The organism is Crocosphaera chwakensis CCY0110, assembly GCF_000169335.1.
In the GTDB taxonomy this organism is placed as follows: Bacteria; Cyanobacteriota; Cyanobacteriia; order Cyanobacteriales; family Microcystaceae; genus Crocosphaera; species Crocosphaera chwakensis.
The window spans coordinates 88345-109137 of sequence record NZ_AAXW01000014.1 but is presented as its reverse complement, the minus strand read 5'-3'; the positions used below and the strand labels follow the sequence as shown (position 1 = coordinate 109137).

General features: G+C 36.5%; 20 protein-coding genes and 1 pseudogene. 12 read left to right on the top strand and 9 right to left on the bottom strand.

From position 1 onward, the window contains the following. Positions 1–47: 47 nt before the first annotated feature. Positions 48–740 (bottom strand): TIGR00266 family protein, encoded by a 693-nt coding sequence (locus CY0110_RS11385; protein ID WP_008275579.1) that lies wholly within the window; start codon positions 738–740, stop codon positions 48–50. A gap of 16 nt (positions 741–756) precedes the next feature. Further along, positions 757–1431 carry a TIGR00266 family protein gene (locus CY0110_RS11380; protein WP_008275578.1) on the bottom strand — a complete coding sequence of 225 codons (675 nt, stop codon included), beginning with the start codon at positions 1429–1431 and terminating at the stop codon, positions 757–759. Positions 1432–1585: 154 nt separating this feature from the next. Here CY0110_RS11380 and CY0110_RS11375 point away from each other — a divergent pair, with 154 nt between their 5' ends. From CY0110_RS11375 to CY0110_RS11365, 3 genes are all read left to right on the top strand, one after another. Further along, positions 1586–1966: a DUF4359 domain-containing protein gene (locus CY0110_RS11375; RefSeq protein ID WP_008275577.1), complete on the top strand. Its 381-nt coding sequence runs from the start codon at positions 1586–1588 to the stop codon at positions 1964–1966. A 5-nt stretch (positions 1967–1971) separates the two neighbouring features. After that, entirely contained in the window at positions 1972–2772 is an 801-nt protein-coding gene (locus CY0110_RS11370) for a segregation/condensation protein A (protein ID WP_008275576.1), read from the top strand. A 127-nt stretch (positions 2773–2899) separates the two neighbouring features. After that, positions 2900–4063: a sugar phosphate nucleotidyltransferase gene (locus CY0110_RS11365; protein ID WP_008275575.1), complete on the top strand. Its 1164-nt coding sequence runs from the start codon at positions 2900–2902 to the stop codon at positions 4061–4063. Here the strand turns inward: CY0110_RS11365 and CY0110_RS11360 are convergent, their stop codons facing one another. Continuing rightward, positions 4064–5323, bottom strand: coding sequence for a lipid-A-disaccharide synthase-related protein (locus CY0110_RS11360; protein ID WP_008275574.1), 1260 nt, complete (start codon positions 5321–5323; stop codon positions 4064–4066). A 7-nt stretch (positions 5324–5330) separates the two neighbouring features. Beyond that, entirely contained in the window at positions 5331–6005 is a 675-nt protein-coding gene (locus CY0110_RS11355) for an acylneuraminate cytidylyltransferase family protein (RefSeq protein WP_008275573.1), read from the bottom strand. Between the two features lie 148 nt (positions 6006–6153). Here CY0110_RS11355 and CY0110_RS11350 point away from each other — a divergent pair, with 148 nt between their 5' ends. Both CY0110_RS11350 and CY0110_RS11345 read left to right on the top strand, forming a co-directional pair. Continuing rightward, positions 6154–6573: a secondary thiamine-phosphate synthase enzyme YjbQ gene (locus CY0110_RS11350; protein WP_008275572.1), complete on the top strand. Its 420-nt coding sequence runs from the start codon at positions 6154–6156 to the stop codon at positions 6571–6573. A 132-nt stretch (positions 6574–6705) separates the two neighbouring features. Beyond that, positions 6706–7989 (top strand): glycoside hydrolase family 10 protein, encoded by a 1284-nt coding sequence (locus CY0110_RS11345; RefSeq protein WP_035799151.1) that lies wholly within the window; start codon positions 6706–6708, stop codon positions 7987–7989. A gap of 49 nt (positions 7990–8038) precedes the next feature. Here CY0110_RS11345 and CY0110_RS11340 read toward each other — a convergent pair whose 3' ends face one another. Further along, a complete protein-coding gene (locus CY0110_RS11340) occupies positions 8039–8431 on the bottom strand; it encodes an RHS repeat domain-containing protein (RefSeq protein ID WP_008275570.1) in 393 nt (130 codons plus the stop codon). A 218-nt stretch (positions 8432–8649) separates the two neighbouring features. On the opposite strand from CY0110_RS11340, the gene ribBA reads away from it, so the two are divergent. From ribBA to CY0110_RS11320, 4 genes are all read left to right on the top strand, one after another. Further along, the gene (ribBA, locus tag CY0110_RS11335; protein ID WP_008275569.1) at positions 8650–10338 is read left to right on the top strand and encodes a bifunctional 3,4-dihydroxy-2-butanone-4-phosphate synthase/GTP cyclohydrolase II; all 1689 of its coding nucleotides are present in this window, start codon (positions 8650–8652) and stop codon (positions 10336–10338) included. Between the two features lie 162 nt (positions 10339–10500). Then, the gene (locus CY0110_RS11330) at positions 10501–11286 is read left to right on the top strand and encodes an FkbM family methyltransferase (protein WP_008275568.1); all 786 of its coding nucleotides are present in this window, start codon (positions 10501–10503) and stop codon (positions 11284–11286) included. A 53-nt stretch (positions 11287–11339) separates the two neighbouring features. Next, on the top strand, positions 11340–12431 hold the full coding sequence (locus tag CY0110_RS11325; protein ID WP_008275567.1) for a metallophosphoesterase family protein: 1092 nt from the start codon (positions 11340–11342) through the stop codon (positions 12429–12431). A 269-nt stretch (positions 12432–12700) separates the two neighbouring features. Continuing rightward, positions 12701–13627 (top strand): Sll0314/Alr1548 family TPR repeat-containing protein, encoded by a 927-nt coding sequence (locus CY0110_RS11320; RefSeq protein ID WP_008275566.1) that lies wholly within the window; start codon positions 12701–12703, stop codon positions 13625–13627. A gap of 121 nt (positions 13628–13748) precedes the next feature. On the opposite strand, the gene CY0110_RS11315 is transcribed toward CY0110_RS11320, so the two are convergent. Next, positions 13749–14315 carry a Uma2 family endonuclease gene (locus CY0110_RS11315; protein WP_008275565.1) on the bottom strand — a complete coding sequence of 189 codons (567 nt, stop codon included), beginning with the start codon at positions 14313–14315 and terminating at the stop codon, positions 13749–13751. A gap of 517 nt (positions 14316–14832) precedes the next feature. Between CY0110_RS11315 and CY0110_RS11310 the strand changes: the two genes are divergently transcribed. The 3 genes from CY0110_RS11310 (at position 14833) to CY0110_RS27960 (ending at position 17898) form a co-directional block, all read left to right on the top strand. Beyond that, the gene (locus CY0110_RS11310) at positions 14833–15699 is read left to right on the top strand and encodes an SDR family oxidoreductase (RefSeq protein ID WP_008275564.1); all 867 of its coding nucleotides are present in this window, start codon (positions 14833–14835) and stop codon (positions 15697–15699) included. 54 nt (positions 15700–15753) lie between these two features. Next, a complete protein-coding gene (locus tag CY0110_RS11305) occupies positions 15754–16524 on the top strand; it encodes a hypothetical protein (protein WP_008275563.1) in 771 nt (256 codons plus the stop codon). Between the two features lie 240 nt (positions 16525–16764). Then, positions 16765–17898 carry a class I SAM-dependent methyltransferase gene (locus CY0110_RS27960; protein ID WP_008275562.1) on the top strand — a complete coding sequence of 378 codons (1134 nt, stop codon included), beginning with the start codon at positions 16765–16767 and terminating at the stop codon, positions 17896–17898. Between the two features lie 59 nt (positions 17899–17957). Here the strand turns inward: CY0110_RS27960 and CY0110_RS11295 are convergent. The 3 genes and pseudogenes from CY0110_RS11295 to CY0110_RS11285 form a co-directional block, all read right to left on the bottom strand. Next, a pseudogene (locus CY0110_RS11295) lies at positions 17958–18693 on the bottom strand (Uma2 family endonuclease). Between the two features lie 39 nt (positions 18694–18732). After that, positions 18733–19251 (bottom strand): pentapeptide repeat-containing protein, encoded by a 519-nt coding sequence (locus CY0110_RS11290; protein ID WP_035799194.1) that lies wholly within the window; start codon positions 19249–19251, stop codon positions 18733–18735. A 23-nt stretch (positions 19252–19274) separates the two neighbouring features. Beyond that, positions 19275–20762, bottom strand: coding sequence for an LCP family protein (locus CY0110_RS11285; RefSeq protein WP_008275558.1), 1488 nt, complete (start codon positions 20760–20762; stop codon positions 19275–19277). Positions 20763–20793: the final 31 nt, after the last annotated feature.

Below are 20793 nucleotides of genomic sequence, written 5' to 3'. Positions count from 1 at the left end.
AATTTTCCTCGTAAGTCATATAAAACAATGTTGCTTGTTATTTTTTCTTAATAAATAAAAGGGGCAAAAAAATTAAGTAAAGCATAACGATGACGAGATTGTATCCAAATTCTACCGTTTCCTTGAAAATGACAAAAAAGATTATTTTCTTTTACGCTTCCTATCTGTAAGCCTGATAAAGATAATCCTTCAAGTTCTTTAATTTCATAGTTCAAGGTATCTTCAAAAGCAACTAAATAATTAAGATTAATCCAATAGTCTCCTTGGACAGAAATTTCTTGAATATTTCCGTAATAATTTAACCATAAGTCTCCTATTCCTGACAGATGAAAAAAGAAAGAATCTTCTTCACTTATTTGTTTAATAATAGGAGATAATATTATTTTTAATTGAACATTTTCGCTACAGGCTAAGAATGAAAAATATTGAGCAATTATCCCTGTGTTTTCTTTGAAAGAGTAGTGTTTTATACTGCCAAAAATATCAGGAATTAAATAAATACTACCCGGTAATTTAGGAGCTATTACCTCATTAATGCTTAAATGAGAACCAAGAGTTAAATTATAATCTAATGATAGAGAATCACTGGTGATTGATTTACCCATTTCAATAGAAGTATCTTGAATGCTTAGGCTAGATGTTTTCACAAAAACTTTTTCTAAGGATTTTAAATGAATCATTAAATAAGCTGCTTCTGCATTATTTTCAATTTGATACTCAAGGGGTCGATAACTTGTCATTTGTATAGTTCACTGTTTACTTAGATTTTAATTTTGTAGCAATGAGATGTCCCCAATCTTTAGCATGATGAGTTTGACAGTATAATTTACCTTCACCTGTAAACTTGATAAATAACTTTGGTTTTGCCCACCAACTTCTTAAACCTTTAAGCTTTTGTTGAATTACCTCATATTTTAAACTATTTTCAAAAGCAACTAAATTATCGATATTTACCCAATAATTTCCATTAATATTAATCGAATAAATTGCTCCTAATCCATTAAGTATTACCTGCCCTTTTCCTGTAATACTTAATAAATTCAGACCTTGAGTATTGTATGGTAATTTAAGTTCTGGGACCCCAAAAAATAAATTCATGTTTCCATCACAGGCTAAATAACAAGAGGGAACAGTGATTAATTTATAGTTAGTAATTTGATGAATGATAATATTACCAATGGTCGAAGGAGCTAACCAAACCTCATTTTTAGGATCAATGCCACGAAATTCCGTTAAAAAGATAGATTCTGTGGGCATACTTCCTGGATTTTGTGAGTTGCTTTTGGTTAAACCACGGCGAAAACTGGTGTTTTGGGTTATATTACCTTGCATAGCCAGCAAAGTTCCTGCTTGAGCAATTAATAGTTCATTCTCCTTTAATAAAATACGAGCAATGGAACTTTCTCGTTCGTCTAAAATTTTAACTTTCATGTATGCTCAGTCAAAATCATTCCTTATGTTGTATATGTAAATTTAATTTTAGTAGGGATTTCGTTCAGGTAACAGAGACTAAGGAACAAAGCTATAATTAAACGGAAAAGATGATTTACAGTAATTTAAACTCTGATCGTGGTAGCAGAATGACATGAACATTTTACACTTAGTCAAAGTCATCGGGGGAGTCAGTGTTATTGGCCTAGGTACCAGCATGGTATTAACCAACCCTGGACAACGAGATTATGAAAGTTATGCAACTGATACCCTAACCAGTTATTTAAAACAAGAAGTCTGTTCAAAAGCATCTGGAGGGTTGGCTAGTTTTTTAGCGAGTCATTGTAAAACGTTAGTAGATACGGGAAAACCTCATATTAAGCAGGTTATCGCTAATCAAACCATTCGTCAGAATTATTTATTATTTAGTGTTTACGAAACGGAATTTCTTTTACCGTCTCCAGTCCCTAATTATCAGTTTGAAACTATTGGAGTATTTCAACAATTTTACACTTATCAAGCAGATAAATTTTAGTTTGTATGACAACACCCTATAGCATCAACAGCCCTCCTAGTTCTTCGGCCACAGAAGTCATTGAAACTCTTATTAACCTAGCTCAACAGGGAGAAATCGATCCTTGGGACGTTCAAGTCATTGAGGTGATTGATCGTTTTTTAAGTGAATTAGGTATCAGCGAATATTCCGATAACATTTATGAACAAGCCACTTTGCCAAAATCAGGACAAGCCTTTTTATGGGCTTCCATGTTAGTCCGTTTTAAAGCTGACTCTTTAGAACGACTAGAAACCGATGAGAGTGACCAAGAACTGCCTTGTGATTTAGAAGAAATTACCGAAGAAGGACACAGACAGTTCCGCATCTCTGACTTAGAAAAGCATCTTCGTCGTCGTAGTGCAGCCCCACCTCCTCGTCAACGTCGTGTGACACTTCAAGAGTTAATCACTCATATCGAAGAAATTGCTCAAGAAATAGAAACAACAACGCCGTCTCGCCGTCGTAAATCAACTCCCCGCCCCCATTCTCAACGAGAAGCCATGAAAATGGTGACTCAATTAGCACACCAAGAAAATTTAACGGAATTAGCCCAACAATTAGAGGTATTTTTTCAAGACCAGTGGTCAAACTATGACCAAACACAACGAAAACTTGATTTAGATGAATTATTACAGCGATGGCATCAAATTAACCCTCCCCATGATGACCATAATAAACAAGATCGAGTAGGGGTATTTTGGGCTTTATTATTGCTCTCATCCCAATCAAAAGTAGAATTATCCCAAAAAGAATTTTATCAAGACCTAACCATTGAAGTGCTTTAACTGCTCACTACTCACTGAATTACTATTAACTGATTTAAGATGATTCTCAGGATTTGGCAAAAGTTAATGGTACACTAAGCATTGTCACCCTAAACACCTGATGGCGAAGATTGAGGAAAGTGTATTCATGAAAGCCATGATTCTGGCCGCTGGGAAAGGAACTCGCGTTCGTCCCATTACCCATACCATACCTAAACCTTTAATACCGATTTTGCAAAAGCCTGTGATGGAGTTTTTACTAGAACTCCTGCGACAACATGGTTTTAATGAAATTATGGTAAATGTCAGCCATCTGGCCGAGGAAATTGAAAGTTATTTTCGCGATGGTCAACGATTTGGTGTACAAATTGGTTATTCTTTTGAAGGAAAAATTGTCGATGGCGATTTAGTTGGAGAAGCGTTAGGTTCTGCTGGCGGTTTGCGACGAATTCAAGATTTTAATCCCTTTTTTGACGATACTTTCATCGTTTTGTGTGGGGACGCTCTCATTGATTTAGATTTGACGGCTGCGGTTAAATACCATAAAGAAAAAGGTGCGATCGCAACAATTATTACTAAGTCTGTCCCGAAAGAAGTGGTTTCTAGTTATGGGGTGGTAGTAACGGATGACGAGGGGAGAATTAAAGCGTTCCAAGAAAAACCCTCGGTTGATGAAGCTCTCAGCACTAATATTAATACAGGGATTTATATCTTTGAACCGGAAATTATTAACTATATTCCCCCTAATCAGAAATATGATATCGGGGGTGAGTTATTCCCTCGGTTAGTGGAAAAAGGTGCGCCTTTTTATGCAGTAAATATGGACTTTGAATGGGTGGATATTGGTAAAGTCCCAGACTATTGGCACGCCATACGAGCGGTACTACAAAGAGAAATCAAAAATGTGCAAATTCCTGGTATTGAAGTCAAACCAGGGATTTATACTGGCTTAAATGTGTCGGTTAATTGGGATAAGGTGAATGTTGAAGGGCCTGTTTATATTGGTGCAATGACTCATATTGAAGATGGAGCGACTATTATTGGTCCGAGTATGATTGGCCCCAATTGTTGGATTTGTAGCGGTGCGACAGTTGATAATAGTGTCATTTTTGAATATTCTCGTCTTGGTCCTGGGGTGCGTTTAGTGGATAAGTTGGTGTTTGGACGCTACTGTGTGGATAAAACAGGAGCGGCCATTGATGTGCAAGCTGCAGCCTTAGATTGGTTGATTACTGATGCACGTCAAACCTTTCCTAATGAAGACCAAGTTAAACAACGAGCGATCGCAGAATTGCTCAATCAAGAGCGGTGATCAGAGTTCGGAGTTAAATGATTGTTTAAAACACTCATTAACCAAACAATGAGCTATCCTTTGGGCAGCTCCTGGTGATCCTAGACGCTTTTGACCATTCTCAGCAATAGTTTGCAGTTGTTTGGGATCATTCATTAATTGCTTTAATGTCGTTCCGACTTGTTGAGGGGTGTCTACCAAGGTCACAGAACAGCCTAAAAGACGGGTTTGATTTTGGGCAAATTTTTGGGTAAATTGCGGGCCCTTTCCAGGGATGCTAATTACAGGTTTACCCAAACCCACAAATTGTTCGGTGGCTGTCCCGGCCATGGCAATACCGATATGGGACAATTGTAAACAAGTTTGATAAGCGTGTTGGCTAATGATTAAAGTAGCGTTGCGGTGAGTAAACGATATGGTTTGACGATCCTGGATGAGTAAATTATAGGTGTGATAGGGTTCTTTTTTCCACCCTTTGTCTATCAAATCTTCTTGAAACGGGACAGAGTTGAAACTAGGAGTAATAGCTGCTAAAAATAATAGCAATCGCTGAGAATAGGCTTCTATGACACTATGAATCCCTTCGAGGATTAATTGCCAGTTATGTTGCGCTTCGGGCATTCTTGACCCAGGTAATAAGAGAATAATTAAGGGTTCAGTGTCAAAGGGAATGGTAACAGATGGGTTAACCGAAAAATGATCCATCATGGGGTTTCCTAAGTCGTACACAGGGATTGACCATTTTTGTAAAGTTTGAGCGGTAAGGCTATCTCTGACAAAAACACCGCGACAAGCCAACCGAGTCATTAACCAGCATTCCCAGGGAAAATACATCGATCCTAGCCAACGTTCAACAGGGGATGTAGATGTTAGCCACCCTTTTTCATCTCGTAGATAATAGTCTGATTTGGCGGTTCCCATAAAGGCAAACTCTCCCCCACTAACCCACGCAAACAACAAAGGGAGAATATCACCTACTGCTAAAATTTTGCCCCCGTTTTGTCCCCATTGTTTAATGGTTCGATATTGATGATAAGTAAGGGTTAATAACCCTCCATTTACATCGCGCCATAATTGATTAACATCTTGGTTAAACCCTCCTGATGGCATGGTTTTAACGGTTCCAATAATAGGAATATTTGCTTTTTCGTAGGCGTAACCTGTCCCCACTAAAGGTAATGCAACAATTTTAGACAGCTTAGAAAACTTTTTTAATGCTTCGATAATAGACACAGCAATAACATCTTCTCCATGACCATTACTAATCACTAAAATTTCCATCTGTCTCCTATTCCCTATTCCCTATTAAAAATTCTATCATCTGAAAATCTTCTACTGAATCTATTTCTAAAGCAGCCATTTCACTCATGACATAGAGAGCTATTTTGCCTCCTAGCCGATTTTTGGTTTCTTTAAGTACCCACGGTTTAAACACATAAATTGACCCATTTTCTACGTATTGGGGGTTCATATCCTGACGACGGGGACGATAACGATAATCATAGTTAATGGACTTGGCTACTCCATTCACTTCTTCCCAGAGAAAGCGATGAGATGGGGAAACCGATAAAAGAGAGTCTGCTTTTTCTGCTTGTAATTTTGCGATCGCTTGATCAATGTCTGCACCAGTTCTAATGGGGGAGGTACATTGTAAAAACACCAATAAATCTGGGTTAATATTTTGATGTTCTAATTCTTGTAAACCATGAATTAAAGCCAACTCAGACGAAGCCGTGTCATTGGCCAATTTAGCAGGCCGATCAATAATTTTTGAACCGTATTGAGTTGAAACAGTCGCAATTTCTTGATCATCGGTTGAAACATAAACTTGATCGATCAAGGTAGATTCTTGAGCATCTTCGATAGAATGAGTGATTAAGGGTTTTCCTGCTAAGGGACGAACATTTTTACGGGGAACTCCTTTTGACCCCCCACGGGCTGGAATAATAGCGATAATGGTCATTAAACTTTTAAAATAGTTAGGTCGTTTATCTTGATTGACATGAGAACATAGAAATTATGTTAAACCAGAAGGGAGCAATTTTGTAGAAAAACTGGCTTATTCTATAAAATTATCAATAGTTTATTATCTATGAAAACTTAGCCAATTTATGAATTACTATCAACAATCATTAACCATTAAAACCAGAGGAAAAGACTTTCATCGCATTACTCGTGACGTTGAAAACGTTGTTAATCAATCGGGAATTGAAACGGGATTATGTACTATTTTTGTCAGACATACTTCTGCTTCTTTAATTATTCAAGAAAATGCTGATCCTGATGTTCTTACTGACTTAAGTAATTTCTTTTCTAAGTTAGTTCCTGAAGATTCTAAACTTTATGTTCATACCACAGAAGGACCTGATGATATGCCGGCGCATATTCGTTCGATGTTAACTAAAACGTCGGAACAAATTCCCATTTCTCAGGGTCGATTAGTGTTAGGAACCTGGCAAGGTATTTACTTATGGGAACATCGTCAGCGTAGTCATCAACGTCAAGTGGTTGTTCATATTAATGGAAAATGAAATTAGGAGTCACCGAGTCACCGAATCAGAAATTTTCATTGCTACTAACATCATTATTGATATCCCCTAAAAAAAGAGGGGATTATTGCCTTATTATTTCTATCTTTGTTCATTTTCTATCTACTTAAAATGATGAAACAAAACTTATTTGATAAAAGTGCTGATGCACTGGTTACATTTAGTCGTCGTTGGGGTCGTCAAAGTTGGCTAATTTTTCTTGTTTTTTTCGGTATCTATTTAACTTTAATTCCTTTCACTATGCCTTTCTCTGCCCAATCTCGTAATCAACCAGCAGAAATTAGAGGGGTTTGGTTAACGAATATTGATAGTGAAGTTTTATTCAATCCAATGACTCTTACAGAAGGCATTAATACCCTTTCTGAACTTAACTTTAATACGTTATATCCCACGGTTTGGAATTGGGGCTATACTTTATATCCTTCTCAAGTTGCTAAATCAGTTGTTGGTAAAGAAATAGACCCTACAGAGGGTTTACAAGATCGAGATGTTCTCAAAGAAATTGTTAAACAAGGCCATGATAAAGGAATGTCTGTGATTCCTTGGTTTGAATTTGGTTTTATGGCACCGGCTGATTCTGAATTGGCAAAACGTCATCAAGATTGGTTAACCAAACGACAAGATAATAGTACGGTTTGGGTTGAAGGCAATGTTCATGACAGAGTTTGGTTAAGTCCTTTTAACCCTGAAGTACAAAAATTTTTAACCGATTTATTAGTAGAAATTGTTACCAATTACGATATTGATGGTATTCAAGTTGATGATCATTTCGGCATCCCCTTCGATTTCGGTTATGATGATGCAACGGTGCAACTTTATCAACAAGAGCATAATGGAAAAATGCCTCCAAAAACTCCCAGTTATTTGAAAATGGGAAGTAATAATTGTTTAGCTCAGGATGCAGCTTGGACAGAATGGACAGAATGGAGAAATAATAAAATTACTGAATATATGGGAGAGGTTTTCGCAGCCGTTAAAACCGCTAAGCCTGATATTATTGTTTCTGTTTCTCCTAACCCTCAAACTTTTTCAAAAAATTGTTTTCTTTTAGACTGGCAAAGTTGGGAAAGAAAAGGACTGATAGAAGAATTAGTCTTACAAGTTTATCGTCAAAATATGGTAGATTTTGAACGGGAAATTAATCAACCTGAAGTGCGACAAGCTAAAGCACATATTCCTTTTGCCGTGGGAGTTTTATCTGGTTTAAAAGGTCGTCCAGTTCCTATGCAACGTATCAATAACCAAGTAAAAGAAACCCGTAATCAAAAGTTTGCTGGTGTTTCTTTCTTTTTCTATGAAAGTCTCTGGAACTTTGGACCAAAATCAGCTAATGAGCGTCAATTTATGTTTAAACAAATATTTCCAACTACTGCTAGTCGTCCCTCAGTAAAAGGATAGCTTTATGAAGTTAGTAAGGGTTTCGCAATGTTAAACCCTTACCATTAATCTAGAATTTGGAATAATAGGGGATGATGTTGGGTTGAGTTCTGATCCCAACCAACGAAGGCGATGCGTTAAAATTAATTATGGCAGTTAATTCACCCTTAGCATTCCATTCATAGGTAGCTTGAGTTACACCATCTTCAATACGAGCAATTAAGTTACCATCATCGTCATACTGATATTCAGTAACGACTCCGTTGAGAGTTTCCGTTAAGAGGCGATCATTGGCATCATAGGTATAAGTGGTGGTTCCTTCTACCGAGTCAATACGTTCTAAACGGTTGCCTACTGGGTCAAAACGATATTCAATGGTACGATTTCCTTCTACTAGATCGGTTATGATTTCTTTCGTGAGACGATAAAGCTCATCATATTCATATTCAAGCCGTGTCCCCACGCCAGGTGAATAACTTAGCGTAAAAATGAAATACTATTGCGGATTGCCTCTTGCCTCCCTAAACTAGCTCATGTAATCGAAGGTGCAAGATATGAGTTTAAACCTTGGCGCAGAATCCCTTCTTGATAAATTCTCTTCTGTGGAATTCAGTTGACATAATAGTTCACCTGAACACAAGTTAAAATAAGTGAAGTTCTATTAATTCTCAACAATCTCTTGTGAACGCCTCACACACTTTAATTCCTGAATTTGATCCAATTGATGCGGCCTTAGCCGATATTAAAGCCGGCCGCGCTATTATCGTTGTCGATGACGAAAACCGCGAAAATGAAGGGGATATCATCTGCGCTGCTCAATTTGCCACCCCTAATATGATTAATTTCATGGCAGTTGAAGCTAGGGGGTTAATCTGTTTAGCCATGAATGGGCAACGGTTAGATGAGTTAGACCTTCCTTTGATGGTTACCAAAAACACCGACAGTAATCAAACCGCTTTCACCGTCAGTATTGATGCGTCTCCCCATCTGGGTGTTTCTACAGGTATCTCCGCAGAAGATCGAGCCCGTACCATTCAAGTTGCGATTAATCCTAACAGTCAACCGGATGATTTGACCCGTCCTGGTCATATTTTTCCTATTCGGGCTAAAGTGGGAGGAGTTCTTAAACGGGCTGGTCATACCGAAGCGGCCGTCGACTTAGCCAGACTAGCAGGACTTTATCCGGCTGGGGTGATCTGCGAGATCCAAAACTCCGATGGTTCGATGGCCCGACTGCCTCAACTGTTTGATTATGCCAAAAAACATAACCTGAAACTGATTAGTATTGCCGACTTAATTAGTTATCGCCTCAAACACGATCGCTTTGTCTATCGAGAAACCGTTTGTCAGTTTCCTAGTAAGTTCGGTACGTTTCAACTTTACGCTTACCGCAACGTCCTAGATGATACCGAACACGTGGCCATTGTTAAAGGTGATCCTAGTCAGTTCCAGGACCATTCTGTGATGGTACGGATGCACTCAGAATGTTTAACGGGAGACGCTTTAGGTTCTCTTCGATGTGATTGTCGAATGCAACTGCAAACCGCCCTACAAATGATAGAAAAGGCAGGATCAGGGGTTGTGGTATATCTCAGACAAGAAGGGCGAGGTATTGGTTTAGTGAATAAGTTAAAAGCCTATTCTCTGCAAGATATGGGACTTGATACCGTTGAAGCCAATGAAAAACTAGGGTTTCCTGCTGACTTACGGGACTATGGCATGGGGGCTCAAATGTTAAACGATTTAGGGATCAAAAAAATTCGCTTAATTACCAATAATCCCCGAAAAATTGCCGGGTTAAAAGGCTATGGTTTAGAAGTGGTTGAACGACTTCCTTTGTTAATTGAACCAAATAATTATAATTCTAGTTATTTATCTACCAAAGCCGAAAAGTTAGGTCATTTATTCCTACAAACTTATTTGATTACCATCGCCATTGACTGGAAAAATGAAAACATTTCAGTCAAGGAAAGATATAAGAATTTAGAACAAGTTCGTCAGTTAAGTCGTTCGGTTCAATTAGTCCTGCAAGAAGAAGCAAGACCCGTGGCGATCGCTTTATTTGAACGGCCTTCGTTGATTTTTCACCTAGGGTTTGAACAACTCCAAATGGTAGAGGGAAACTGGCACAAAAATATGAATCATCCCTATGTTCAAGCTATTATTAATATTCTCGATACGTTAGTAACTTGGCCTAATATTGAACGGTTAGAATTTTTAGTTTCATCAGGGGATGATCCCATGTTAGGACTACAAGTTAAATTAGATCGTCGTCCCTTTACTATTAATAAAAAACCTTCTCGATGTACCCTTCCTTGGGAAAGACAAACCATTTATAGTTTTACAGAATATATAGTTAATAATGAATAATTAGAAAGTTATGTTAAAAAGAGCAAATAAATTTAGTCTGTCAAATAAAATACATAAAAACTATAAATTTGTTTATTTTTGTTAAAAAATAAACAAATTTATTGACAGTATGATTATATTGCATTTATAATAATCCAAGCTATTATATATAATAATATTATCATGAAAACTACCATTAAAAGAGTGTTTCGTAAACTAGGATATGAGCTACAATCATTAGAAGCTTTGAGTCCATTCGGAGCTAATTTTTATAATGATATTAAGTATTTAACTAGAAATAATCAATTAAAAATTATTTTTGATGTTGGAGCGAATGTGGGTCAAACAAGTCAAGAATTAGTTAAAAACTTTCCTAGTAGTTACATTTATGCTTTTGAACCTGTGCCTAATACATTTAAAGAATTAAAAAAGAATGTAAGCAAATTTCAGAAAGTAAAACCTGTAAATATTGGTTTTGGAGAGCAAATTGGTCAATTTCCAATTACATCAGAGGATTTATCAGGACATAATACGTTTCTGATTGATCAGAAAGAAAAAAAAACTATCGATAGTGTACAAAATCAAACAACAATACTTGTAGATGTCAATACAATAGACAATTTTTGTCAAGAAAATAAAATAGAAGAAATTAATTTACTTAAAATTGATACAGAAGGATTTGAAATGAAAGTTTTGAAAGGTGCTGAAAATAAATTAAAACAACAGAAAATTGACTATATTTTCGTAGAGTGCGAATTTTATTCACGTCCTAATCGTCAACCCCACGGTAATTTTAGTGAACTGTTTACTTATCTAGAAAATTTTAACTATCGTGTTGTTTCTTTCTACACTGATGGAATTGATGAACATGGATGGATATGGGGTAATGTATTATTTTGCAGAACTGCTCATAAGGAAGAGGGACAATGCAAACGTTTCCATAAGCTTTCAGAAATATTAGATAAATAATAAATATTTAAGATAGTTTTAAAGATGTAAATAAGCTAATTTATTATAATAAAATGGTTTATAATCGTCGTCAATTTTTAATACTCACAGGGGGATTGGTTGGGATTTCAATTGCAACAGTTAGCCATAAAATTCTCAGTAAATTTCAACCAAATTCATCTCAAAACATAACAACTGAAACCGCTAAAACTTTACCAATTAATCAAGTAGTTGCCATTGCCCCTGATGGCTTATATGCTCCAATAAAAGGGGATGTTAGAATTATTGTTATTAGTGATTTAAACAGTCAATATGGATCAACAGATTACGAGCCAGAAGTAGATAAAGCGATCTCGTTAATTCCTCAATGGAAACCTGATCTTGTCCTCTGTGGGGGGGACATGGTAGCCGGGCAAAAACAATCATTAACCAAGGAACAAATAGAGGCGATGTGGTCAGCCTTTGATGTTCATATTGCAAGACCGTTAAGACAAGCAAAACTCCCCTTCGGTTTTACCATTGGAAACCATGATGGATCGGGTTCTATGAGTGGGGGAAAATACAATTTTCAACAAGAAAGAAATCTTGCTTCTGCCTATTGGAATAATCCTAATCATAACCCAGGATTGAACTTTATTGATAAGGCTAATTTTCCTTTCTATTATACGTTTCAACAACAAGATATCTATTACTTAGTTTGGGATGCTTCAACCCATATTATTGACCCAAAACAGTTAACTTGGGTGGAAAATAGTTTAAATAGTTCACAAGCAAAACAAGCAAAGTTACGGCTTGCTATCGGTCATCTTCCTCTTTATCCTGTAGCAGTTGGTAGAGATAGTGGGGGTAACTATATGGCAGAAGGAGAAAAATTACAAAACCTTTTAGAAAAATATAATGTTCATACCTATATTAGTGGTCATCATCATGCCTATTATCCTGGAAAAACAGGACAATTAGAATTGCTTCACAGTGGGGCATTAGGAGGGGGTCCTCGGAAACTATTAAATAGTAACTTATCTCCTCAAAAAACCCTTACAGTTGTTGATATTTCTCTGGGTTCACAAGAAACTGTTTATACCACTTATGACATGAAAAGCTTACAAGTTATTGATATTCAAACTTTACCCGAATCTATTGGTAAAATTATACGGAAAGATTTATAGGATAGTTAACGGGAACTTTTTAAATAGAGGAATAATCTTGATAACCTAGGCAATGTTATCTAATTTTTTGCTTCTTTTGAGACAGTTGATCAACCGTCTCTCTTCTGCCTAACTGCTGGCTGGTTCAAAATTAAACTAAGTCTTAAGCTTTATACTTTTGATGTTTTGCTAAAAAGTAATTATAGTATGAAAATTTTTTGCTAGTATCGAGATCACAATCTTAACTGATCAAGATAAGCTTAATTTATTAATGTTGCTTGGAGAAAATGATGATTAACCCCTTGATTAAACTGAAAAAGGTTTCCATCTCTTGGTCTGTGGTGTGTACAGTAGCATTAAGTTTCTGGGCGACTCCATCTTTGGCCGGTGATCCGTTTCGTCGCAGTAACCCTCGTCCCATTGGAGATAATACAGAAGCAGCTTTTGTAGAAATCTTTAAAAATGGCAATTATTTACAAGCTAAAGGTTATTTAGAACAAGCAGTCCAAACCGAAACCGATGAACCCCTCGCCCATGCAATGAAAGCTTCTTTGGCCTACTCTAATGAAGACTGGGAAGTAATGAAAAATGCAGCCGATAAAACCCTATCAGCAGCCCAAAAATTAACCTCTAGTGATCCTTTACGAGGTAATTTATATCAAGCAGTAGGCCATTTTTTACAAGGGGCCTATACTTTTAAAACAAAAGGCCCTTTAGGGGCAGTTAATAAGTTACAATTGGTCTTTGATCATTTAGAAAAAGCTGAAAACATTTCCCCTAATGACCCAGAATTAAACTTACTCAAAGGTTATTTGGATTTAATTTTGTCGGTTAATTTGCCTTTTTCTTCCCCAGAAGATGCGATCACCCGTTTTGAACAATATGCGGCCCCTAATTATATGGTAAATCGGGCTTTATTTGCAGCTTATCGGGACTTGGATCAATACGATACAGCTATGCAATATATTGACCAAGCTTTAGCAAGTAGTCCTAACAACCCTGAATTACTGTATTTTAAAGGTCAACTATTGCGTAAAAAAGGAAGAAGTAAAGATGGTCAACCTAAAGATATCGTTTTACTCAAAGAAGCTTATACTTACTTTGAACAAGCGATGACTAAAGTGGATCAACTTCCTAAAGGGGTTCAAATACCATTACGTCATGATCATCGCACCGTACAAGATGAAATTTCTAAATTAAGTATGAATCCTAATTAATTCTGAAATACCCCAACGAAATCTTGTTATGGTTGGGGTTTTCCATCATTATAATATTATAATGAATAAATTTTCACTACTTAAATTACACTAGCTTTTTGTCTTAATATTAATTGTTTTATTACACTTCAAATATTTGCTTAACTGTTAACTTTAATTCAGGAAAAAGAGAAGATTTAATTTCTTGTTCTTCAGTAAACTCTGTGACTTCGTAAAATCCAGAAACTAACAACAAAATTGAGACTTTTTTTGCCTCTGGATCAATAATCCAATATTCAGGAATTTCTCTGACCGCATATTCAGAACGTTTATAACGATAGTCATCATCAGAATTATTAGGACTCACTATTTCTACCGCTAAAAGGGGAGGCGATTCTAAAACGGCTGTGGACATTTCTCTTATTTCTTGACACTGAGTTTCTGATAAAATAATTAAATCAGGAATTCTTGATTTGTTTTTTGCAGTCCTTACTCCTACAGTTCCTGGCATCACTTTCAATCGTTGTTTAATTTTGTCAATTTCTTGGTCTAAAACCTTAAAAATTAAATGTAAAATTAAAGCATGAAATCCACTCGCTGTGGGTATAAGTTTCAATTCTCCATTGACTAATTCATACTTATTATCTGTTCCGTCATCATAGGTTAAATATTCTTCAAAGGAATAGCGTTTCGTTGCTAATTGAACCATTTTTGATGTTCTCCTCTTATAATTTATAAAGTTAACCTCAGAATTAATATATATCCTGTTTTTGTCAAGATAAGTTTACAAACCTTATTTATAGTTTATTTATTCTAGTTTAAAAATTTGCTTAAAGTAGTTTAAAGTAGTTAAGATTGAAGCGATTGCGAAAATGTTTTAATTTTATAACCCAGTTTATGTCTAGGTTCTAGACTTTATAAATAATTTTACTTATAATAATCCCAACTCTATACCATAATTACTATAAAATGAAAATACGCAAAAGTCAACAATCTAGCAAATTTGAGCAAAATCAGAGAAAAAGAAAATTTTGTTAATGTTTGTAACAGGAAAATTTCAATCAAGATATTAAATATAAATTAATATTTTTAATAAGTTTTACTTAATTAAATTTAAGAGATGGGTAAGTCAATCATTTTAATCTTTGCTATCTTCAAAAAGTCCTGTTATAGTAACGGAAAACAAGAAAAAATTTTAACGCAATAATAGCACATTTAAACCCCTTATGACAGAGCAGCAACAGCAAAATCTAGGTAAAAAAGTAACAGTAATGGGTTGTGGTTATGTGGGTAAAGCAGTGGCAAGTTATTGGTATGAAAAAGGTTATTATGTCACAGGAACTACCACCAGAGAAGAAAAGATTTCAGACTTAGAAACTATTACCCATCGTTCCATTGTGATGAGAGGAGATGAATTAGAAGCGGTAGAAAAAGTTATTAACAATCAAGAGACAATTTTAGTCAGTATTGCCCCAATAAGCGATCGCCAAGTTGATGCAGAAGCTTATGCACAAACCTATTTGCCTACAGCTAAAAATTTAGTAACAGCATTAACAAGTAATTCAACAGTTAAACAGGTAATTTATCTTAGTAGCGGTTCCGTTTATGGTGATAAAAAAGGGGAATGGGTAGATGAAAATTCATCCTTATATACTGAGAGTGATTATAATAAAGTTTTAGTTGAAGCAGAAAAGATTGTTTTAGAATTAAACCGAGACGATATTAACGTTTGTTTGTTACGGTTAGGTGGTATTTACGGGCCGAAGAGAGAGTTAGATAAAAGAATAGGAAGAATGGCAGGAAAAATATTACCAGGAGATGGAAGTAATTATGTTGCTTGGATACATTTAGATGATGTTGTTTCTGCTGTTGAATTTATCAACAAAAAAGGATGTCATGGAGTTTATAATTTAGTTAATGACGTGAAATTAACCAGCAAAGAGTTGTGTGATCTAATCTGCGATCGCCAACAATTAGAGCGAGTTTCTTGGGATGATAGTAAACCTCCTTTTAGTGCTTTAAATGCTCGTGTAGATAACAGTAAAATCAAACAGGAAGGGTATAAGTTTATTTATGATGATACTTTAGTTTAAACTGACAACAATATTAAAAACTTATTGATTATTTTGGAATTAAGGAGCAAAACGATGCACTTAGAAGAACAAAAATGGACAGATCCTAGACATAATATTTGGTTAGAAATAGCTCAATTTTTGTCTGATGCTTATCTTTCTCCAAAAAGTAATATCGATTGGAAAAAGTTAAAACAACATATTCCTTCAGCTAGTCAAGAAAGAGTCGAGAAAATTTTTGACAAAATTAAGAATAGTGAAAACCTAAATAAAGGAGAGCGCATTTTTTTAATTATGTTAAAACTTCTCAATGAACCTCCTGTGACCAATAGAGAAGAAATTATCAAGCAATTACAAACCCATATTAATACAATAGAAGTTATATTTGTTCCTTGGGATATTGTGGTAGAAAATCAAAAAAGAAATAATCATGAAGCAGAAACTGATCCTATGAAACTTGCTGATTTATATCGAACTGACTCAACCCAACAGGCTATTAAAGATGCAATGGCTGGTGTTCCTCCACAAGAGCGGGATCAATTTTATCGGGGTATTATGAAACCCCCATCAGAAACTGCTTCTCGTCGTAATATTTTTCCTGGAAAAGTTATTTATGGACTTACAGGACACTTAATTACTGTTGATGAAAAAACTGGTGCTATCCAAATTCAACAGGTAGGTGAACCCTATCAGTCTACCCTTACTGGTCTTTGGTTTGATAAAGAGTATTTCAAATCAATGCCTAACCGTACCTATGTGTTTCAAAAACCTGGTGATGATAGTAAAAATGTTTGGGATGATTATACTTTTAATGAACAAGCAGACATTACCAACAAAAAAAGTTAATCTATATTCAAAAAGGACAAGAAAAATTATGATATTAGTTACTTACTGAACTGTTTAAAATTTGTTTCTTTTAACTAGCCCAAACTTGTGGTTATTATAAGACTTTATTTATTAATTAAGGAACAAAAGTTTTGTGGGTTGTACCGAGTTAGACAACTTAAAAAATCAGCTAAGCTTAATAAACGGGAAATATTCTTGAACGTATAGATCCCTAACTTATCGTTATATTAAGGTAGAACAATGAAAGTGGTTGAGGCAACGAACTTCAAAACACCAATTGAACACTTATACCCAAAAATTTCGGATGAAGGAAAAGAACTATTTCAACAGGGGATCGAAAAATATAGTGCTGCTAAATCAGTTTTTTATCAGGTTGCTGAGTTAGTCAAGACAGAAGTTGAGAAATGGACAACCACAACAGGAAAAAATCCAACCTACGGTCAAATTCGTCGCCACTTATTAGCTAATGATTTAGTTAAAGAATTGGGAAAGATGCGAACCGATCCTGCTGGTTTTGCTTTCAATGCAGCTCGTGCAGATATCCAGGGGGACTTAGAGTATCAACAAAGAATGAAAAACTGGGAAAATACAGCAAAAGAGCGTCTCAACCTTAACCCTGAACTAGAAATACCGACCTATGTCAGTCGTCCTAATTTTCATTGGTCTCCTTATATTGCTACCAATGACTGGGAAGAACAATTTTTAGGCTGCGTCTGGGATATAGGGACGAGTATTATGGGTCAATCATCTCCTACGGTTCGTAGTTATAGCTTAGGAGGCGGAAGATTAAGCCGTATGGTGAACTATTTATCTGAACGTTTTCCTAATTTTAAGCCCCGGCGAATTTTAGATATGGGGTGTTCTGCTGGTGGTTCAACCATAGCGATGGCTATAGAGTTTCCCGACGCAGAAGTTCATGGTATAGATATCTCTTCTAGTATGCTGCGTTGCGGACACGCTGTATCTGTTGCCCTTGACTTACCTATTTATTACCATCAAATGGATGCCAGTCATACGACTTTTGGCGATGGTAGTTTTGATCTGATTGTCAGTAATATTGTTTTTCATGAATTACCCAATGGCATCAGGCGCAAAGTCATTTTAGAATGTTCTCGTTTATTGTCTCCTGGGGGAATCATGGCCCACATGGAGGGTGGAACTTATATGTCCCCGACGAATATCTTCCAAAAGTTATGGCGTGAATTAGACATCCACGGTAACAATGAATGGTATGTCGGTAACGCCAGCATGGAAAAATTAGCAACTTATGTTGAAGAAGCAGGTTTAAGTACCCAAGGAAGTCTTTTGCAAAAAATTACCCCGTCTTCTGAGTTCTTTGAAGGGGCCTTGCTTATTGGGGGACAAAAAATCTAAATTCTGTTCTCAAGATGGCTATTTTTATTTTGGAGACTTAATGGTTGACTGACTTTACTTTAAATCTCTTCTGGATCAATTCCCATATCAATAAGTTTCTGGGCTAATTTATCTGCCCTTAATTTTTCTTGTTTTGCTATTTCTTCAGGGGTAGCAATCCAATTTCTATTACGATCATACCAGCGTAACCATAGTCTTTCTATTCCTTCATAAGAACCTTGCCAAAGTCCTAACCCTAAGCCGATATCCTCTATCCAAATCCGAGATTCAATTAATTCTAATTCTCTGTAATGACTTCCTGTTAACTGAAATGCCCTTAATTGATCCGTATAACGGTCAAAAACAATATAATAAGGAACCCGTAAAATTCGCTCATAAACCTCCCATTTAGTGGGGGGATTTTCTGCTTTTCGTAAAGTTTGTCCTAAGTCTTCTTTTTCTGTTCTTGGTGATAGTAATTCTACTACCACAAAGGGGTTAATCCCTTCTTGCCAGACTACATAACTCAACCTCATATCCTGTTGTTCGTATAAGCGATCAACCCCTACTACTGCAAACCAGTCGGGATGCTTATACCAACCCGTATGACGCACATCAGAATAAAGGTTCATATCCGTAGCAATAAACACTTCATCAGGAGAATAATTAGCAGGATGAAATGTCTTTCTGAGTAGATAAGGTTGGAAATTCATGAAACTCGTCAGGCAAACCAGGTTCATCGGGATCTTCACTAGGGAGATCATACATGGTAGGAAGAACCTTTTTAGGATCATTTAGGGCATCGGTTTGATACATAATAATGATGCTTTAAAACAACTTAACTCTAATGATAAGTTATCGACAGCCTAAACTATCCCGTGTTGAAACCCCAGTAACCGGGTTAACCCCTTCGGCCCGTTCACACATCAAAGAAACTTGATAGCGATCAATCACTGCATTAGTAAAATCTGCCCCTGTGATAGTCGCATCATAAAAACGGGTTCGAGTCGCGATCGCATCGACTAAAATGGCATTAGTGAGATCAGCAAAATCTAACGTTACGCGATCAAGTAATGATGAACTCAAGTCAACCCCCTTCAAATTCGCCCCTAAGAGAATTCCTTCAGTAAAAATGCTATAAGAGAGGTTAGACCCTTCAAAATTCGCTTCTCGCATATCTGCTGCTGCGAATACGCCCCCTTGTAAGTTCTTATGAGAAAAATCTTCCTGTTGTAATTCTCCGTAAGTATAATTTACCGTGTTATCTTGAGCGATCGCCACACGAGCATCTAGTAAGATCCAAAGGCTAACCAGTAAAATTAAACCTGCTAAAGTTAAAAATCGAAATACTAAGTTTTTTAGGGGTTTAGACATTTTATTTTTTATCTTACCAGTTCTCATTCGGTAGTTTCAGAAGTTTTCAGGAAACTATCTTTTATGAGTAAATCTTTAGCATCCAAGCCAATGCGTAAGGTCAATTGAGAATCTAAATCTCCTGTCGAAGAGGCTTCTACTCTACCCATTCCTAAAATAGTTTGCAAGTAATTAGCTGCTTCAAAATCCCCTTGTTGCACCACAATCTCCGTTTCTCGTAATAATTGGGGCGCATCGGCGATAGTATAAACGTTATGAATGTCTTGTTTAGCCAGGTATTCCCTAACTTGATTAGCTAACCCAGGATCATCCGTAGCGTTTTGTAGAGCAATTCTCACACGGTTAGGGGAACGATGACGAGAAGACTGCCATTGGGGAGTAATCCCGAAATATTGTTCCATTACTTGATCCCGTCCCGTTTCTGACATCACCCAATAACTACGATTATCAAATTCTTGTTCTTGACTAAAACGACCGGGCAACATGACCATTTGCACTTGATCTCGGTCAAGTTGTCGACCAAAATTAACCAAAGCCAGCATTTCTTCCCAGGTAAGATTCGTGTCGATATGTTTTTCTACTAAACCGATGGCTTGGGGAATACGAGGTATAATAGTCGGGTTAGTAATGCGTTGACGAAGGGCTTTGAGCAGTATCTGTTGTCGTTGTACTCGGCCGATATCACCATAACTATCTTTACGAAAACGGGCAAATTGTTCAGCTTGTTCTCCGTTAAGAATCTGTCTACCGGGTTGTAAATCAATGTTCAGGTTTTGGGTTTTATCTTCATACTGCATGGGGTAAGGAACAAAGACTTCTACCCCCCCTACCAAGTCGACTAATTCTGTGAAAGCATCCGTCGTCACCCGAACATAGCGATCAATAGGAACATCATTGAGGGTTTTACTGAGTACCCTAGCAGCTAAACCGGGGCCTCCATGAATATTAGCGTCATTAATTTTAGTGTATCCTACCGATGGAATATTCACCCGACTATCCCTAGGAACTGAAAGCATTTTAACGGAATTATCAGTCGGGTCGAAGCGTAATAGTAAAATTGTGTCACTCCGTCCTCCAAACTCTCCAAGACTTCCGGGAGGTGTATCTAAAACCCGATCAATTCCTAACACTAAAAGATTAATGGGACGAGATAAACGATATTGTAGCAACGTATTATCGACCAAAGGTGTAGATGTCTCGTTAGAAGAGGTTTCAGTGATGGTTGTCCAAGGATTTGTTATCTTTTCGGTTAGGGGTAAAATATTCTCTGATAGGGGACTAAATAGAGTGATTGCGGCCCCCACAGTCGCTGAAACTACAGCAGTACAGCCAAAACCCATTCCCCATATTATCCCCCTAAAGAGAGGTCTAAATCCCTTATTTTTTCCTTGTTTATGTAAATGATTAGTTCCTACCATTTGGTTATGGTATTTAGGGGATTTGTATTTACGAGAACCTGATTTTTGTTGAAATCCAGATGTATTAGACACTCTGTTCACACTATTGGCCATAATTACCTCAACACACCACAAACAAGAAGTC

Bases quoted from the DNA above. Each gene is read 5' to 3' on its own strand.
- CY0110_RS11385 (WP_008275579.1), bottom strand. From the start codon at position 740: ATGACAAGTTATCGACCCCTTGAGTATCAAATTGAAAATAATGCAGAA.
- CY0110_RS11380 (WP_008275578.1), bottom strand. From the start codon at position 1,431: ATGAAAGTTAAAATTTTAGACGAACGAGAAAGTTCCATTGCTCGTATT.
- CY0110_RS11375 (WP_008275577.1), top strand. From the start codon at position 1,586: ATGAACATTTTACACTTAGTCAAAGTCATCGGGGGAGTCAGTGTTATT.
- CY0110_RS11370 (WP_008275576.1), top strand. From the start codon at position 1,972: ATGACAACACCCTATAGCATCAACAGCCCTCCTAGTTCTTCGGCCACA.
- CY0110_RS11365 (WP_008275575.1), top strand. From the start codon at position 2,900: ATGAAAGCCATGATTCTGGCCGCTGGGAAAGGAACTCGCGTTCGTCCC.
- CY0110_RS11360 (WP_008275574.1), bottom strand. From the start codon at position 5,323: ATGGAAATTTTAGTGATTAGTAATGGTCATGGAGAAGATGTTATTGCT.
- CY0110_RS11355 (WP_008275573.1), bottom strand. From the start codon at position 6,005: ATGACCATTATCGCTATTATTCCAGCCCGTGGGGGGTCAAAAGGAGTT.
- CY0110_RS11350 (WP_008275572.1), top strand. From the start codon at position 6,154: ATGAATTACTATCAACAATCATTAACCATTAAAACCAGAGGAAAAGAC.
- CY0110_RS11345 (WP_035799151.1), top strand. From the start codon at position 6,706: ATGAAACAAAACTTATTTGATAAAAGTGCTGATGCACTGGTTACATTT.
- CY0110_RS11330 (WP_008275568.1), top strand. From the start codon at position 10,501: ATGAAAACTACCATTAAAAGAGTGTTTCGTAAACTAGGATATGAGCTA.
- CY0110_RS11325 (WP_008275567.1), top strand. From the start codon at position 11,340: ATGGTTTATAATCGTCGTCAATTTTTAATACTCACAGGGGGATTGGTT.
- CY0110_RS11320 (WP_008275566.1), top strand. From the start codon at position 12,701: ATGATTAACCCCTTGATTAAACTGAAAAAGGTTTCCATCTCTTGGTCT.
- CY0110_RS11315 (WP_008275565.1), bottom strand. From the start codon at position 14,315: ATGGTTCAATTAGCAACGAAACGCTATTCCTTTGAAGAATATTTAACC.
- CY0110_RS11310 (WP_008275564.1), top strand. From the start codon at position 14,833: ATGACAGAGCAGCAACAGCAAAATCTAGGTAAAAAAGTAACAGTAATG.
- CY0110_RS11305 (WP_008275563.1), top strand. From the start codon at position 15,754: ATGCACTTAGAAGAACAAAAATGGACAGATCCTAGACATAATATTTGG.
- CY0110_RS27960 (WP_008275562.1), top strand. From the start codon at position 16,765: ATGAAAGTGGTTGAGGCAACGAACTTCAAAACACCAATTGAACACTTA.
- CY0110_RS11290 (WP_035799194.1), bottom strand. From the start codon at position 19,251: ATGTCTAAACCCCTAAAAAACTTAGTATTTCGATTTTTAACTTTAGCA.
- CY0110_RS11285 (WP_008275558.1), bottom strand. From the start codon at position 20,762: ATGGCCAATAGTGTGAACAGAGTGTCTAATACATCTGGATTTCAACAA.